The 15,549-nt window shown below is 63.5% G+C and carries 13 protein-coding genes; all 13 read left to right on the top strand.

Annotated elements, in window-relative coordinates; translation table 11 throughout:
• Positions 1-243 precede the first annotated feature (243 nt).
• The 13 genes from ACTJLC_RS05165 (at position 244) to clsB (ending at position 15,381) form a co-directional block, all read left to right on the top strand.
• On the top strand, positions 244-4,338 hold the full coding sequence (locus ACTJLC_RS05165) for a DUF3683 domain-containing protein (protein ID WP_073428290.1): 4,095 nt from the start codon (positions 244-246) through the stop codon (positions 4,336-4,338).
• Between the two features lie 34 nt (positions 4,339-4,372).
• Positions 4,373-4,801 carry an HIT family protein gene (locus tag ACTJLC_RS05160; protein ID WP_073428289.1) on the top strand — a complete coding sequence of 143 codons (429 nt, stop codon included), beginning with the start codon at positions 4,373-4,375 and terminating at the stop codon, positions 4,799-4,801.
• 84 nt (positions 4,802-4,885) lie between these two features.
• Positions 4,886-5,299 (top strand): gamma-butyrobetaine hydroxylase-like domain-containing protein, encoded by a 414-nt coding sequence (locus ACTJLC_RS05155; protein ID WP_073428288.1) that lies wholly within the window; start codon positions 4,886-4,888, stop codon positions 5,297-5,299.
• 66 nt (positions 5,300-5,365) lie between these two features.
• Positions 5,366-6,097 carry a bifunctional demethylmenaquinone methyltransferase/2-methoxy-6-polyprenyl-1,4-benzoquinol methylase UbiE gene (gene ubiE / locus ACTJLC_RS05150; protein ID WP_073428287.1) on the top strand — a complete coding sequence of 244 codons (732 nt, stop codon included), beginning with the start codon at positions 5,366-5,368 and terminating at the stop codon, positions 6,095-6,097.
• 38 nt (positions 6,098-6,135) lie between these two features.
• Positions 6,136-7,125, top strand: coding sequence for a Tim44 domain-containing protein (locus tag ACTJLC_RS05145; protein ID WP_073428286.1), 990 nt, complete (start codon positions 6,136-6,138; stop codon positions 7,123-7,125).
• Between the two features lie 154 nt (positions 7,126-7,279).
• Positions 7,280-7,924, top strand: coding sequence for a ubiquinone biosynthesis accessory factor UbiJ (locus ACTJLC_RS05140; protein ID WP_440843302.1), 645 nt, complete (start codon positions 7,280-7,282; stop codon positions 7,922-7,924).
• A gap of 15 nt (positions 7,925-7,939) precedes the next feature.
• Complete coding sequence (ubiB, locus tag ACTJLC_RS05135) at positions 7,940-9,517, top strand: ubiquinone biosynthesis regulatory protein kinase UbiB (RefSeq protein WP_073428284.1); 1,578 nt, start codon at positions 7,940-7,942, stop codon at positions 9,515-9,517.
• 40 nt (positions 9,518-9,557) lie between these two features.
• Positions 9,558-10,178 (top strand): thiopurine S-methyltransferase, encoded by a 621-nt coding sequence (locus tag ACTJLC_RS05130; RefSeq protein WP_310130618.1) that lies wholly within the window; start codon positions 9,558-9,560, stop codon positions 10,176-10,178.
• A 223-nt stretch (positions 10,179-10,401) separates the two neighbouring features.
• On the top strand, positions 10,402-10,797 hold the full coding sequence (locus tag ACTJLC_RS05125; RefSeq protein ID WP_083084632.1) for an FmdB family zinc ribbon protein: 396 nt from the start codon (positions 10,402-10,404) through the stop codon (positions 10,795-10,797).
• Between the two features lie 75 nt (positions 10,798-10,872).
• A complete protein-coding gene (locus tag ACTJLC_RS05120) occupies positions 10,873-11,526 on the top strand; it encodes a DUF502 domain-containing protein (protein WP_073428281.1) in 654 nt (217 codons plus the stop codon).
• 76 nt (positions 11,527-11,602) lie between these two features.
• The gene (gene aspS / locus ACTJLC_RS05115; protein ID WP_073428280.1) at positions 11,603-13,402 is read left to right on the top strand and encodes an aspartate--tRNA ligase; all 1,800 of its coding nucleotides are present in this window, start codon (positions 11,603-11,605) and stop codon (positions 13,400-13,402) included.
• 168 nt (positions 13,403-13,570) lie between these two features.
• The gene (gene nudB, locus ACTJLC_RS05110) at positions 13,571-14,125 is read left to right on the top strand and encodes a dihydroneopterin triphosphate diphosphatase (protein WP_440843301.1); all 555 of its coding nucleotides are present in this window, start codon (positions 13,571-13,573) and stop codon (positions 14,123-14,125) included.
• Positions 14,122-15,381 carry a cardiolipin synthase ClsB gene (gene clsB, locus ACTJLC_RS05105; RefSeq protein WP_073428278.1) on the top strand — a complete coding sequence of 420 codons (1,260 nt, stop codon included), beginning with the start codon at positions 14,122-14,124 and terminating at the stop codon, positions 15,379-15,381. The genes nudB and clsB overlap by 4 nt, the downstream gene beginning before the upstream one ends.
• Positions 15,382-15,549 lie beyond the last annotated feature (168 nt).

Here is a 15,549-nt window from a genome sequence, read left to right as displayed (position 1 = left end):
CACTGGCAGCCTCGGATCGCCCATTCGATGCCCATCCCGCGTGAGTGTTGCCCCGCGGCGGAGCGTCACGCCCGCCGGGCACGATCGTGTAGCTGCATCTGAGCGCCGTGAAGCGATCGATGTGAGGAAACCGTCGGTTGCGCTTCGCTCCACTAGAAATTTTCCAGCATTGCGCCCCACGCGCACCGTCAGCCGACGCCTTCCACCTGAGCGCGGCCGGTTGACCCACCGAGTCGTCCGAACATGAACGCACCTCAAGTATTCGATCCGCACGGGGCCGCCGCCGCGGTGGCCGCCGATCCCGAAGCGCGTCTGCGCGAAATTCCCTATAACTACACGTCCTTTTCCGACCGCGAAATCGTCATTCGTCTGCTCGGCGACGACGCCTGGGCGGCACTGGCCGAACTGCGCGCGGAGCGCCGCACCGGCCGTTCGGCACGCATGCTTTACGAAGTGCTCGGCGACATCTGGGTCGTGCGTCGCAATCCCTACCTGCAAGACGATCTGCTCGACAACCCCAAGCGCCGGGCGATGTTGATCGAAGCGCTGCATCACCGTCTGTCTGAAATCGAAAAGCGCCGCCGCGCCGATCTGGTCGAGCATGGCGACGAAGCGGGCGTCGACCGGGCCGCTCGGGTCGAAACCCTGGTCGAGGCCGCGCGCCGCGCCGTCGACGACTTCGAAAGCGAATTCCAGAAAACCTACGATCTGCGCCGCCGCGCGACCAAGGTGCTGGGCCGCGTCACCGAAAAAGACAACATCAAGTTCGACGGTTTGTCCCGCGTCTCGCATGTGACGGACGCCACCGACTGGCGCGTCGAGTACCCGTTCGTCGTACTCACGCCGGATACCGAAGCGGAGATCGCCGGCATGATCAAGGCGTGTTTCGAGCTCGGTCTGACCGTGATTCCGCGCGGCGGCGGCACGGGCTACACGGGCGGCGCGGTGCCGCTCACGCCGTTTTCGGCCGTCATCAACACGGAAAAGCTGGAACAACTGGGCGCGGTCGAGATGACCGAACTGCCGGGCGTCGAGCGCAAGGTGGCGACGATTTTCTCCGGTGCGGGCGTCGTCACGCGCCGCGTGACCGAAGCGGCCGAGCAGGCCGGCTTTGTGTTCGCGGTCGATCCGACCTCGCTGGATGCGTCCTGCGTCGGCGGCAACGTCGCGATGAACGCGGGCGGCAAGAAAGCGGTGCTGTGGGGTACGGCGCTCGACAATCTCGCCTGGTGGCGCATGGTCGACCCGGAAGGGAACTGGCTCGAAGTGACGCGTCTGGACCACAACCTCGGCAAGATTCACGACATCGAAGTCGCGCGTTTCGAGCTGAAATGGTTCGACGGCAACTACGCGCCGGGCGAGAAGCTGCTGCGCACGGAGGCGCTCGACATCAAGGGCCGCGTGTTCCGCAAGGAAGGTCTCGGCAAGGACGTCACCGACAAATTCCTCGCCGGTCTGCCGGGCGTGCAGAAGGAAGGCTGCGACGGGCTGATCACGTCCGCGCGCTGGGTGCTGCACAAGATGCCGGCGCACACGCGCACCGTCTGCCTCGAATTCTTCGGCCAGGCGCGCGATGCGATCCCGAGCATCGTCGAGATCAAGGACTATCTGTTCGAAACGTCGAAGCAGGGCGGCGCGATCCTGGCCGGCCTCGAACACCTCGACGAGCGCTATCTGCGCGCGGTCGGCTACGCCACCAAGAGCAAGCGCAACGCGTTTCCGAAGATGGTGCTGATCGGCGACATCGTCGGCGACGATGCGGACGCGGTCGCGCAGGCCACCTCGGAAGTCGTGCGCATGGCCAACGGCAAGAGCGGCGAAGGCTTCGTCGCGGTCAACGCCGAGGCGAGGAAGCGTTTCTGGCTCGACCGCAGCCGCACCGCCGCGATCGCCAAGCACACGAACGCGTTCAAGATCAACGAAGACGTGGTGATTCCGCTCGACCGCATGGGCGAGTACACGGACGGCATCGAGCGCATCAATATCGAGCTGTCGATCAAGAACAAGCTGCAACTGGTCGACGCGCTGGAAGCGTTCTTCAAGGCCGGCAAACTGCCGCTCGGCAAGAGCGACGACGCCAACGAAATCCCGAGCGCCGAACTGCTCGAGGATCGCGTGCAGCAAGCGCTCGATCTGTTGAAGCGCGTGCGCACGCGCTGGGAATTCCTGCGCGACAAGCTCGATCTCTCGTTGCGTGAAGCGCAGCACTACCTGGTCGGTCTCGGCTACGAAGCGCTGGCGGAGAAGTTCGCCGATCGCGCGGACGCGCAGCCGGACGCCACCGTGTTTCACGTCACGCAGGACCGTACGATCCGCGTGTCGTGGAAGCAGGAGATTCGCGCCGAACTGCGGCAGATCTTCAACGGCGGCGAGTTCAAGCCGATCCTCGACGAAGCCCAGGCGATCCACAAGCAGGTGCTGCGCGGCCGCGTGTTCGTCGCGCTGCACATGCACGCGGGCGACGGCAACGTCCACACGAACCTGCCGGTCAACTCCGACAACTACGAGATGCTGCAGGACGCCCACACGGCGGTCGCGCGCATCATGAAGCTGGCGCGTTCGCTCGACGGCGTGATTTCCGGCGAGCACGGCATCGGCATCACCAAGCTCGAATTCCTCACCGACGACGAGATCGGCGAATTCCGCGCGTACAAGCAGCGCGTCGATCCGCATGGGCGCTTCAACGCCGGCAAGCTGCTCGCAGGCGCCGACCTGCGCAACGCCTATACGCCGAGCTTCGGCCTGATGGGCTATGAATCGCTGATCATGCAGCAGTCCGACATCGGCGCGATTTCCGAGTCGATCAAGGACTGCCTGCGTTGCGGCAAGTGCAAGCCGGTGTGCGCGACCCACGTGCCGCGCGCGAACCTGCTGTACAGCCCGCGCAACAAGATTCTCGCCACCTCCTTGCTGGTCGAGGCGTTCCTGTACGAAGAGCAGACGCGCCGCGGCGTGTCGATCAAGCACTGGGACGAATTCAACGACGTCGCCGATCACTGCACGGTCTGTCACAAGTGCGTGACGCCGTGCCCGGTGAAGATCGACTTCGGCGACGTGACCATGAACATGCGCAACCTGCTGCGCAAGATGGGCAAGAAGAAGTTCAATCCGGGCAACGCGGCCGGCATGTTTTTCCTGAACGCGACCAATCCGCAGACCATCAACCTCGCGCGCACCGCGATGATGGGCGTCGGCTACAAGGCGCAGCGCCTCGGCAACGACCTGCTGAAGAAGTTCGCGAAGAAGCAGACGGCGCACCCGCCGGCCACCGTGGGCAAGCCGCCGGTCACCCAGCAGGTGATCCACTTCATGAACAAGAAGATGCCGGGGAATCTGCCGAAGAAAACCGCGCGCGCGTTGCTGGATATCGAGGACAACAAGATCGTTCCGATCATCCGCAATCCGCAAACGACCAACGCCGACACGGAAGCGGTGTTCTACTTCCCCGGCTGCGGCTCCGAGCGGCTGTTCTCGCAAGTCGGGCTGGCGACCCAGGCCATGCTGTGGGAAGCCGGCGTGCAAACAGTGCTGCCGCCGGGTTATCTGTGCTGCGGCTATCCGCAGCGCGGCTCGGGCCAGTTCGACAAGGCCGAGCAGATCGTCACCGATAACCGCGTGCTGTTCCACCGCGTCGCGAATACGCTGAACTATCTCGACATCAAGACGGTGGTGGTGTCGTGCGGCACGTGTTACGACCAGCTCGCCGGTTACGAATTCGAAAAGATTTTCCCCGGCTGCCGGATCATCGACATCCACGAGTTCCTGCTGGAAAAAGGCATGAAGCTCGAAGGCGTGAACGGCGTGCGCTACATGTATCACGACCCGTGTCACACGCCGATCAAGACGATGGATCCGGTCAAGCTCGTCAACGAACTGATGGGCTCGGAGAAAGATGGCTACAGGATCGAGAAAAACGATCGCTGCTGTGGCGAGTCCGGCACACTGGCCGTGACTCGGCCTGACATTTCGACGCAGGTGCGCTTTCGCAAGGAAGAGGAAATCCGCAAGGGCGCGGCGAAGCTGCGCGGCATTCCGCTGCTCGCGGAAGCCGGCGCGAACGCGATCAATCCGGTCAACGCATCGGCCGGCTCGGCGGGCGCGCCGAACGGCTCCGTGCTGAAGGCCGGCGACGGTCCGCAGCCGAAGGGCGCCACCGACGTGAAGATCCTGACGAGCTGCCCGTCCTGCCTGCAAGGCCTGTCGCGTTACAACGAAGACGCGAATATCGACGCGGATTACATCGTGGTCGAGATGGCGCGTCATGTGCTCGGTGAAAACTGGATGGCCGATTACGTGCAGCGGGCGAACAATGGCGGAATCGAGCGCGTGCTGGTTTAATGCAAGCACTGACGATTTTTGCCTGAGGACGACGATGGATTGCGTTTTTTGCCATGAAGATGGCGGCGATGTGCTGTGGCAGGACGACACCTTGCGCGTCGTCCTCGCCGACGAACACGATTATCCGGGCCTTTGCCGGGTGATCTGGAACAGGCATGTAGCCGAGTTTTCCGATCTCGACGGAAGCGACCGCGATCGCGTGATGAAGGCCGTTTATGCGGTCGAACGCGCGATGCGGCGCATCCTTCAGCCGGTGAAGGTCAACCTGGCGAGCCTCGGCAACCAGGTGCCGCATGTGCACTGGCATGTGATTCCGCGTTTTTCGAACGACGCGCATTTCCCGCTGCCCATTTGGGCGCCGCGCCAGCGCACGGTGTCCGAAGCCATGCTGTCGTCGCGCCGCGCGCAAGCTACCTTGTTGCGCGAAGCCGTGCGGCAGGAAATCGAACAAGCGCTTGGCTGAGCGCCCCGTAACCTGCCGCTACGCGCCAAGCTCCGCGACGGGGCGACATCTTGGGGCGGCCCGGCGTTTTCTTTTGAGGCCATCATGAGCGGACTGACCCCCGATACACCGGTGCCGACCGGCGTCGTCCTGCATTCGAAATCGCGCGTGCTCGAATTGCAGTATGCAAACGGCGAATCGTATCGCCTGCCGTTCGAACTGCTGCGCGTGTATTCGCCTTCGGCGGAAGTGCAGGGTCACGGGCCCGGCCAGGAAACGCTGCAAACCGGCAAGCGCGAGGTGACGATCACGATGCTCGAAGGCGTCGGCAACTATGCGTTGCAGCCGACTTTCTCGGACGGCCACGCCACCGGCATCTATTCGTGGGATTTGCTGTACGACATGGCGGTCCGCCAGGATGAACTCTGGCGAGCCTACCTCGCCAAACTGGAAGCCGCCGGAGTCGACCGCGATACGCCGATGGTTCCAGCCGGCGCTGCGCACGGGCATTGTCACTGATACGATTCGCCCCATCGCCGCACTGATGCGGCGCAACATTTCAGAATACGCGAAAGGACGAGCGCGATGAGCAAAACCCACTTCGGCTTTCAATCGGTCGACGAACAGGAAAAGGCGCAGAAGGTGGCGGGCGTATTCCACTCGGTTGCCGCTAACTACGACCTGATGAACGACCTGATGTCGGGCGGATTGCACCGGGCGTGGAAGATGTTCACGATCGCCCAGGCCAACGTGCGGCCGGGTTTCAAGGTGCTCGACATTGCGGGCGGCACGGGCGATCTGTCCAAGGCGTTCGCGAAGCAGGCGGGCGACACGGGCGAGGTGTGGCACACCGACATCAATGAATCGATGCTGCGCGTGGGCCGCGACCGCCTGCTGGACAAGGGCGTGATCACGCCGGCGCTGCTCTGCGACGCCGAAAAAATCCCCTTTCCGGACAATTACTTCGACGTGGTGACCGTGGCATTCGGCTTGCGCAACATGACGCATAAGGATGTCGCGCTGGCGGAAATGCGCCGCGTGTTGAAGCCGGCGGGCCGTCTGCTGGTGCTGGAATTCTCGAAGGTATGGGACCCGCTCAAGAAGGTCTACGACGTCTATTCGTTCAGAGTGTTGCCGTGGCTCGGCGACCGCTTCGCGAAGGACGCCGAGAGCTACCGCTATCTCGCCGAGTCGATCCGGATGCACCCGGACCAGGAAACCTTGAAAACAATGATGGAACAAGCGGGCCTCGATGGCGTCAAATATTACAATTTGTCAGCTGGCGTGGTAGCTTTACATGTGGGGACCAAATACTAGGGTTCCTAACCCATCGATTTTTAAAGGAAAGTACGAAAATGTCCGATTCAGGTGTGTCATCTCCCCGTAAGGTGTCGAGGTCGTTGGTGAGAAGAATCGGACTGATCGCAATGGTCGGTCTGATCATGGCCGGCTCGCTCGCCTCGCTCGACGCGGAAGCTCGCCGCATGGGCGGCAGCCGCAGCATCGGCCGTCAGTCGAATACCGTTCAGCAACAGCAGGCGGCGCCGACCCAACCTTCACCGACCAATCAGGCTACGCAGCGTGCCCAGCCGGCCCCCGCGCCTGCGGCGCCGGCCCCGCAGCCTAACCGGTCGCGCTGGCTCGGGCCGATCGCCGGTCTGGCCGCCGGTCTCGGCATCGCGGCGTTGCTGTCGCACTTCGGTCTGGGCGGTGCGTTCGCCAGCGCCATGGCCAACATCATCGTGATTGCCTTGATCGCGATGATCGCCATCTGGTTGATCCGCCGCTTCATGGGTCGCAAGCGCGATGCGGCGCACCCGGCCTACGCGGGCGGCGCGCCGACTCTCAATTCGGGCGGCACCGGCTACTCGCAGGAACCGCGTTACACCGCACCGCCCACCGGCTCGTACCTCGAACCGCAAGGCAATCCGTTGACCACGCCGTCCATCAACGCGGTGCCCGCCGTGCCGGCCGGCTTCGATTCGGAAGCGTTCCTGCGCAACGCCAAGGTGTATTTCGTGCGGCTGCAAGCCGCATGGGACGTCGGCAACATGGACGACATCCGCGAGTTCACCACGCCCGAAATGTTCGCTGAAGTGAGGGTCGATCTGTCTTCGCGCGGTGCAGAGCCCAATCAGACCGACGTGGTGCAGCTGAACGCCGAACTGCTCGGCGTTGAGGAGCGCGCGAACGAGTACTTCGCCAGCGTGCGCTTCTCCGGCTTGATTCGCGAGGCACCGGGTGCGGCGGCGGAACCGTTCGTCGAAGTCTGGAACCTGTCGAAGTCGAACCGGGCCGGCGAAGGCTGGCTGCTGGCCGGCATCCAGCAGGTTGCGCAGCACTGAGGCGCGAGCAGGGAAGAGCCGAAGCGGTAGGGCTTAGCCCTGACTTTGCACAAAGCGTTGGCCGTTTGGCATAGCGAGCCGCGAAGCGAACGGACGTTACAATAGGAACCCGCGTGGGCACCTCGCCCGCGCGGGTTTTTTCTTGCCACTTTCAATGACCCTCGCCGCCAAGCCTTTCGCTGCTGCTGTCAATCATCTGCTCGCCCGCGAATCGTGGGCTCGTGAGCGCCTCGCCCCCTACGCGGGCAAAACCGCCAGGCTGACGTGCGCGCCAGTCGTGCTGATGTTGCTGGTGCAGCCGGACGGTTATCTGAGTGCGGTCGGCGAAACCGAGGCGCAACGGTTCGATGTGACCATTTCGGTGCCGTCCGATGCATTGCCGGCCTTCGTGCAAGGCGGCCAGGCCGCCGTGATGAAGCACGTGAAGATCGAAGGCGACGCGGAGTTCGCGCAGGTGATAGCCAAACTCGCCGAGCATCTGCGCTGGGAGCCCGAAGAAGATCTTGCCAGGCTAATCGGCGACGGTCCTGCATGGCGGGTTGCCTCGGTCGTGCGCTCGGTCGGCCAACACGTGCAGCGCACCGGGCGCAATCTGCTCGACACGGCCGCCGAATATCTGCTCGACGAGAACCCGCAACTGGTGCGCCGCGTTGCGCTGGAAGACTTCAATGCCGAACTGGCGCGCGCGCGCGATGCCCTGGCGCGTGTGGAAAAGCGCATCGAGCGTCTTCAACAGAAGGTCGAAGCCCGCGGCGCAGATGCGCCAGGCGGCGCCGCCACGTCGCGCGGCACGCGCTAGTCACTGGGCACAACCATGCGTTTTCTGCGTTTCCTCAAGATTTTTTTCACGGTTATCCGATTCGGTCTCGATGAGATGATGCTCGGGCGCATCAACGACCGGCGCGTGCGTCTGCTTCTGCGCATCACCACCATCGGCCGCAAGTTCGATGCGCCGCCCGGCGTGCGTTTGCGGCTCGCGTTGGAAAGCCTGGGGCCGATCTTCGTCAAGTTCGGTCAGGTGTTGTCCACCCGGCGCGACCTGCTGCCGGTCGATATCGCCAACGAACTCGCCAAGCTTCAGGATCAGGTGCCGCCGTTCGATTCGACGGTCGCGATCGGGCTGGTGGAAAAGTCGCTGGGCGCACCGGTCGACGTGCTGTTCGACGACTTCGAGCGGGTGCCGGTGGCGAGCGCGTCGATCGCGCAGGTGCATTTCGCCAAGGTGAAGGCCGGCCAGCATGCGGGCAAGGCGGTTGCGGTGAAGGTGCTGCGGCCGAACATGCTGCCGGTCATCGACTCCGACCTCGCGTTGCTGCGCGACATCGCTGTCTGGGCCGAGCGCCTGTGGGCGGACGGCAAGCGCCTCAAGCCGCGTGAGGTGGTGGCGGAATTCGACAAATATCTGCACGACGAACTCGACCTGATGCGCGAGGCGGCCAACGGCAGCCAACTGCGGCGCAACTTCGCCGGGCTCGACCTGCTGTTGGTGCCGGAGATGTACTGGGAATTCTGCACGCCCACGGTGCTGGTGATGGAGCGCATGGTCGGCGTGCCGATCAGCCAGGTGGAAACGCTGCGCGGGGCGGGCGTCGATATCCCGAAGCTGGCGCGCGAGGGCGTGGAAATTTTCTTCACTCAAGTGTTCCGCGACGGTTTTTTCCATGCCGACATGCACCCCGGCAACATTCAGGTGAGCCTCGACCCTGTGCATTTCGGCCGCTATATCGCGCTCGATTTCGGCATCATCGGCGCGCTGTCGGACTTCGATAAGAACTATCTGGCACAGAACTTCCTCGCGTTCTTCAAGCGCGACTATCATCGCGTCGCCACCTTGCACCTGGAGTCGGGCTGGGTGCCGCCCACCACCCGCGTCGAGGAACTCGAAAGCGCGATCCGCGCGGTCTGCGAGCCGTATTTCGACCGCGCGCTGAAAGATATTTCGCTGGGCCAGGTGCTGATGCGGCTGTTCTCGACCTCGCGCCGCTTCAACGTCGAGATTCAGCCGCAACTGGTGCTGCTGCAAAAAACCATGCTGAACGTGGAAGGGCTCGGCCGCTCGCTCGATCCTGAACTGGATCTGTGGAAGACCGCGAAGCCCTATCTCGAACGCTGGATGAACGAGCAGATTGGTCTGCGCGGCTGGTACGAGCGCCTGAAAATCGAGGCGCCGCAGTGGAGCAAGACGCTGCCGCAGTTGCCGCGCCTGATCCATCACGTACTCGCTGAGCGTCACGACCACGGTCGCGGCATGAACGACGACATGATTCGCCAGATTCTGCTCGAGCAGAAACGTACGAACCGGTTGCTGCAAGGCTTGCTCCTATTCGGCGTGGCGGTCGGTGTCGGCGCAGTGTTGGCGCGGGCGTTTCTGGCTTTCGCTTACGGCGGTTGAGGGCGATCCAGGTCCAGGTCTACATTCAGGCGAGCATTCCATGAGCGACCCAACGCAACCCTCCGCGCCCGACTTTGCAAGCCGCGACCCCAACTCGCCGGAGTTCTGGGACGAGCGTTTCGAGCGTCACCACACACCGTGGGATCAAGGTGGCGTGCCGTCCGCGTTTCAGTCGTTCGCGGCTCGTCACAGCGGCGCGGCCGTGCTGATCCCCGGTTGCGGCAGCGCCTACGAAGCGCTCTGGCTGGCCGAGCACGGCAACCCCGTGCGGGCGATCGATTTTTCGCACGCTGCGGTCGCAGCCGCGCATGAGCAGTTGGGCAAGCATGCGCACCTCGTCGAACAGGCGGATTTCTTCGCCTATGAGCCGCCGTTTTCGCCCGCATGGATCTACGAGCGCGCATTCCTGTGCGCGTTGCCGCCGTCGCGCCGCGCCGACTATGCGCAGCGGGTAGCGGAACTCTTGCCTGCGGGCGCGCTGCTGGCCGGTTTCTTCTTTATCGGATCGACGCCGAAAGGACCGCCGTTCGGCATCGAGCGTAACGAGTTGGACGCACTGCTCACGCCCAATTTCGAACTGATCGAAGATGAAGCCGTGAACGATTCGATTCCCGTCTTTGCGGGACGTGAGCGCTGGCTCACTTGGCGTCGGCTGGCTTGAGGGCTGCCGCGCCGCACTCCGGCGCGGCTCGGTCAACGTTCTCGCGCGGCGCGGCACGGCTCCAAAACGGCTCGCACCGCACTTGATTCGGCGGCCGCCGCCCCCATCTGCCGCAACGGCGGCCGGGTCGATCGCCCGCCCCGAAATCCGGGGAGGGGAGATCGTTTGCGGCTATAATTCAAGGCTTTGCAAGCGTTTACAAGATTTCAGTAGGGAAAAGATCATGCCGATCTACGCTTATCGTTGCGAATCATGCGGCTTCGGGAAGGACGTGCTTCAGAAGATGAGCGACCCCCAGTTGACGCAATGTCCCGAATGCGGGAAAGACAGCTTTCGCAAGCAGGTGACTGCGGCCGGCTTTCAGTTGAAGGGCTCCGGCTGGTACGTCACCGATTTCCGCGGGGGCAATAGCGGCGCGGGCGCGCCTGCCAAACCCGACGCGAATGCCGCTTCGAATGGCGGCTCGGGAGAAAGCGCTGCAGCCGCGAATGGCGGCGGCGCCAAATCCGACACGGCTTCGGCCAACGGCGCGGCCGCAGCCGGTTCATCGAGCGTGGCTGCAACGCCTGCCGCGCCAGCTGCCGCACCGGCCGCCACGAGCGGTGCCGGCAGCGCCTAGCGGGACTGCCGCTCAAACGAGCGGCGCACACGCCGCGCGCCGGTTACCGGCTCGCGCGGCTTTCTGGCGGTACACATGACGACGAAAAAAACGACGCTCAAATCGGTGTTCCTGACTGGCCTGCTGGTGCTGGTGCCTCTGGCTATCACACTGTGGGTGCTCGGCCTGATCATCGGCACGATGGACCAGACGCTGTTGCTCCTGCCGCGCGCGTGGCAGCCCGAGCGCATATTCGGCTTTCGCCTGCCCGGCCTGGGCGCGGTGCTCACGCTGGCGTTCATCTTTGTCGTCGGCTTGTTGACGCAAAACTTCGTCGGGCAGAAGCTCGTGAAGTGGTGGGAAGTCGTGGTCGCCCACATTCCGGTGGTCGGGCCGATCTACACCAGCGTCAAGCAGGTGTCGGACACCTTGCTGTCGAGCAGCGGCAACGCGTTTCGCAAGGCTCTGCTGATCGAGTATCCGCGCCGCGGCTCCTATACGATCGCGTTTCTGACCGGCATTCCGGGCGGCGACGTGGCCAATCACCTGAAAGAAGATCACGTCAGCGTGTATGTGCCGACCACGCCGAATCCAACGTCCGGCTTCTTCCTGATGGTGCCCAAGAGCGAAGTGATCGAACTCGACATGACGGTCGACGCCGCGCTCAAGTACATCGTCTCGATGGGCGTCGTGGCGCCGTCCGCGCCGCCGGCGCCGATGCGCCGCACGACAGTCGAGCCTCCGCTGTAATGCCGGCGCGCAGCGTTTCACGCAGGGTCCAACTGCGGCGCGCCGTTCAACCAATGCAAAACGAAAGACAAACATCATGTCGATGAGATCTGAATACTGCGGTCTGGTGACCGAAGAACTGCTGGGCCAATCCGTCTCGCTGTGTGGCTGGGTAAGCCGCCGCCGCGATCACGGCGGCGTCATCTTCATCGACCTGCGCGACCGTGAAGGCCTCGTCCAGGTCGTTTGCGACCCGGACCGCGCTGAGATGTTCAAGGCGGCCGAAGGCGTGCGCAACGAATTCTGTCTGCAGATCAAGGGCGTGGTGCGCAGCCGTCCGGAAGGCACGACGAATGCCGCGCTCAAGAGCGGCAAGATCGAAGTGCTGTGCCACGAGCTGATCGTGCTGAACCCGTCCATCACGCCGCCGTTCCAGCTCGACGACGACAACCTGTCGGAAACCACGCGTCTCACGCATCGCGTGCTCGACCTGCGCCGTCCGCAGATGCAGCACAACCTGCGCCTGCGTTATCGCGTCGCGATCGAGGTGCGCAAGTATCTCGACGCGCAAGGCTTCATCGACATCGAAACGCCGATGCTCACCAAGAGCACGCCGGAAGGCGCGCGCGACTACCTCGTGCCGTCGCGCACCAACCCGGGCCAGTTCTTCGCGCTGCCGCAGTCGCCGCAACTGTTCAAGCAGCTTTTGATGGTGGCGAACTTCGACCGCTACTACCAGATCGTCAAGTGCTTCCGCGACGAAGACCTGCGCGCCGACCGCCAGCCGGAATTCACGCAGATCGACTGCGAAACCTCGTTCCTCTCGGAACAGGAAATTCGCGACCTGTTCGAGGCGATGATCCGTCACGTCTTCAAGGAAACAATCGGCGTTTCGCTGGACGAGAAATTCCCGGTCATGCTGTATTCGGAAGCGATGCGCCGCTTCGGCTCGGACAAGCCGGACCTGCGCGTGAAGCTCGAATTCACGGACCTGACCGATGCGGTGCGCGACGTCGACTTCAAGGTGTTCAGCACGCCGGCCAACACCAAAGACGGCCGCGTCGCGGCGATCCGCGTGCCGAAGGGCGGTGAACTCACGCGTGGCGATATCGACAGCTACACGGAATTCGTGCGCATCTACGGCGCGAAGGGCCTCGCGTGGATCAAGGTCAACGAAGTGGCGAAGGGCCGTGACGGTCTGCAAAGCCCGATCGTCAAGAACCTGCATGACGAAGCGGTCAAGGCGATCATCGAGCGCACCGGCGCGCAAGACGGCGACATCATTTTCTTCGCGGCGGATCGCGCGAAGGTGGTGAACGACAGCCTGGGCGCGTTGCGTCTGAAGATCGGTCACTCGGAATTCGGCAAGGCCAACGGTCTCGTCGAGTCGGGCTGGAAGCCGCTGTGGGTGGTCGACTTCCCGATGTTCGAGTACGACGAGGAAGACAACCGCTACGTCGCCGCGCATCACCCGTTCACGAGCCCGAAGGACGAGCATCTCGAATATCTGGAAACGGACCCGGCGCGTTGCCTCGCGAAAGCCTACGACATGGTGCTGAACGGCTGGGAAATCGGCGGCGGGTCGGTGCGTATCCATCGCGAGGAAGTGCAGAGCCAGGTGTTCCGCGCGCTCAAGATCGGCGCGGAAGAGGCGCAAGCCAAGTTCGGCTTCCTGCTGGACGCGCTGCAATACGGCGCGCCGCCGCACGGCGGTATCGCATTCGGTCTCGACCGCATTGTCACGATGATGGCCGGCGCCGATTCGATCCGCGACGTGATCGCGTTCCCGAAGACGCAACGCGCGCAGTGCCTGCTCACGCAGGCGCCGAGCGAAGTGGACGAGCGTCAGTTGCGCGAGTTGCATATCCGTCTGCGTACGCCGGAACCGAAGGCATAAGCCGAAGCTGTCTGAAAACGACAGCCCGAGGTGGATGAAAAGCGAAACGAAAAAGGCGCCATGCGCCTTTTTCGTTTTTTGCGTTACAGTCGATGCAACTGCTTTCGACCGCTCACTGCACCATTCGCCGACATGTAGCGCGCAAGCGTTGCGCCCAGTTTTCACGCCATGCCGAAACCGCCGAAGATTCCGCAATCCGTGCTTGTCATCATCCATACGCCCTCGTTCGACGTGCTGCTGATCGAGCGCGCCGACCACGCGGGTTTCTGGCAGTCGGTGACGGGTTCCAAAGACCAGCTCGACGAGCCGCTCATCGAGACGGCGGCGCGCGAGGTCGCGGAAGAGACCGGCATCGTGGTCGGCAGCAAGCTGGTGCCGACGAGCGCGTTATTCGATTGGCAGTATTCGATCGAATACGAGATCTACCCGGAATTCCGGCATCGTTATGCCGAAGGCGTGATCCACAACACCGAGCATTGGTTCAGTGTGGAGGTGCCCGAGCAGCTCGAGGTGACGCTCGCGCCGCGCGAGCATACGGCGTTTCTGTGGCTGCCGTATGAGGAGGCGGCGTCGCGCTGTTTTTCGTCGTCGAATGCGGATGCGATCTTGCAGTTGCCCAGCAGGCTCGAAGCCCGGCGGCGGCTTGATGCTTCGCTCGGTGCGCAGTCTGATGAGGGGCTGGACACGCCCATTGATGGGCGCTCCAGGGAGCGCGGCCGGTGAGCGTCGGCGGCGCGCGCCGTTTCGCTCGACTGCGGCAATCGCTGCTCGGCCGCCGCTATTGGCAACGCTACCGCTTCACGAGCGGCAACGACGTCAAGCTGCTGCGTTCCGGCGACGAGTTCTTCGCCGCACTGGTCGAACGGATCGACGCGGCGCGCGACGACGTGGTTCTGGAAACCTACATCTTCTGCGATGACAACGCCGGCCAGGCCGTCAGCGCGGCGCTGCTGCGCGCGGCTTCGCGCGGCGTGAAGGTGCGCGCGATCACCGACGGCATCGGCACCGCGCGGCTGCCGATGTTCAACGAGTGGCCGGTTGCCGGCATCGACCATCGGATCTACAACCCGCATCTGTTCGGCCGCTTCGGCTTTTCGCGCACGCACCGCAAGCTGGCGGTGATCGACGATCAGTACGCGTATTGCGGCGGCATCAACATCGTCGACGATTACGAGAACAACGGCGTAACGCTGCCTTACCGCCGCTGGGACTTCGCGGTCGAATTGCACGGGCCGGTGGTCGCGGACGTCCGTCAGGCGTTCGAACTGCAATGGCGGCGGATTCGCCTCGGGCATCGTCCGATCGAATCCCTGGAGCCCGATCTCGGGCCCAAGACCACTGCGTCGCTCGGCAGTCTGCGCCGGCGCCGCCGTCGCCGTAACGAGGCACTGTGGGCCGGCGGCCAACCATGCGTGGCCTTCGTCGCGCGCGACAACCTGATCAACCGCCGCGCCATCGAGAAGGCATATCTCACCGCGATCGGCCAGGCGCGCAGCGAAGTGCTGCTCGCCAATCCGTACTTCATGCCGGGGCGCAAGCTGCGGCGCGCGCTGGTGCTGGCGGCGCGGCGCGGCGTCGAAGTAAAGCTCATCATCGGGCGCAAGGAGTTCAAGGCGCTCGATTACGCGGTGCCGTTTCTGTACCGCGCGTTGCTCAAGGCCGGTGTGCAGATCGCCGAGTACGAGAAGACCATGCTGCACGGCAAGGTCGCCGTGGTGGATTCCAACTGGGGAACGGTCGGGTCGTCGAACCTCGACGCGTTGAGCCTGATGCTCAACAACGAAGCCAACGTGGTGCTGGTGAACGATCCGTCGATCGAGGCTTTGCGCGAAGCGATCCTCGTCGCGTTCAGGGATTCGCGCCGGATCGACGAGGCACGTTACGACGCGCGTCCGGCCGGCGAGCGCGTGCTCAACTGGCTCGCCTATACGACCTACCGCGCAGTGATGAAGCTGCTGACGGTAGGCGGGTACGATTAGCGCCGCGTCTGCCGACCGCCTCACCCTCCTTCCTTCATTGCAAGCCGTTCCGGCACAGAATAAAAGACAAACGCCTCTAAAAAATCTCATTCCACTGATTGACGGATGCCGCAGAATTGAAGCCAGGTTAGAAACCGGTTTCTAATAAAGTCCTTGTTTCGCGGACGG

Source organism: Paraburkholderia sp. 22099, from assembly GCF_052045835.1.
In the GTDB taxonomy this organism is placed as follows: Bacteria; Pseudomonadota; Gammaproteobacteria; order Burkholderiales; family Burkholderiaceae; genus Paraburkholderia; species Paraburkholderia terricola.
This window is presented reverse-complemented; position numbering and strand designations above follow the sequence as displayed.

Bases quoted from the DNA above. Each gene is read 5' to 3' on its own strand.
- ACTJLC_RS05125 (WP_083084632.1), top strand. From the start codon at position 10,402: ATGCCGATCTACGCTTATCGTTGCGAATCATGCGGCTTCGGGAAGGAC.
- ACTJLC_RS05140 (WP_440843302.1), top strand. From the start codon at position 7,280: ATGACCCTCGCCGCCAAGCCTTTCGCTGCTGCTGTCAATCATCTGCTC.
- ACTJLC_RS05155 (WP_073428288.1), top strand. From the start codon at position 4,886: ATGAGCGGACTGACCCCCGATACACCGGTGCCGACCGGCGTCGTCCTG.
- aspS (WP_073428280.1), top strand. From the start codon at position 11,603: ATGTCGATGAGATCTGAATACTGCGGTCTGGTGACCGAAGAACTGCTG.
- nudB (WP_440843301.1), top strand. From the start codon at position 13,571: ATGCCGAAACCGCCGAAGATTCCGCAATCCGTGCTTGTCATCATCCAT.
- ACTJLC_RS05165 (WP_073428290.1), top strand. From the start codon at position 244: ATGAACGCACCTCAAGTATTCGATCCGCACGGGGCCGCCGCCGCGGTG.
- ubiB (WP_073428284.1), top strand. From the start codon at position 7,940: ATGCGTTTTCTGCGTTTCCTCAAGATTTTTTTCACGGTTATCCGATTC.
- ACTJLC_RS05160 (WP_073428289.1), top strand. From the start codon at position 4,373: ATGGATTGCGTTTTTTGCCATGAAGATGGCGGCGATGTGCTGTGGCAG.
- ubiE (WP_073428287.1), top strand. From the start codon at position 5,366: ATGAGCAAAACCCACTTCGGCTTTCAATCGGTCGACGAACAGGAAAAG.
- ACTJLC_RS05145 (WP_073428286.1), top strand. From the start codon at position 6,136: ATGTCCGATTCAGGTGTGTCATCTCCCCGTAAGGTGTCGAGGTCGTTG.
- ACTJLC_RS05130 (WP_310130618.1), top strand. From the start codon at position 9,558: ATGAGCGACCCAACGCAACCCTCCGCGCCCGACTTTGCAAGCCGCGAC.
- ACTJLC_RS05120 (WP_073428281.1), top strand. From the start codon at position 10,873: ATGACGACGAAAAAAACGACGCTCAAATCGGTGTTCCTGACTGGCCTG.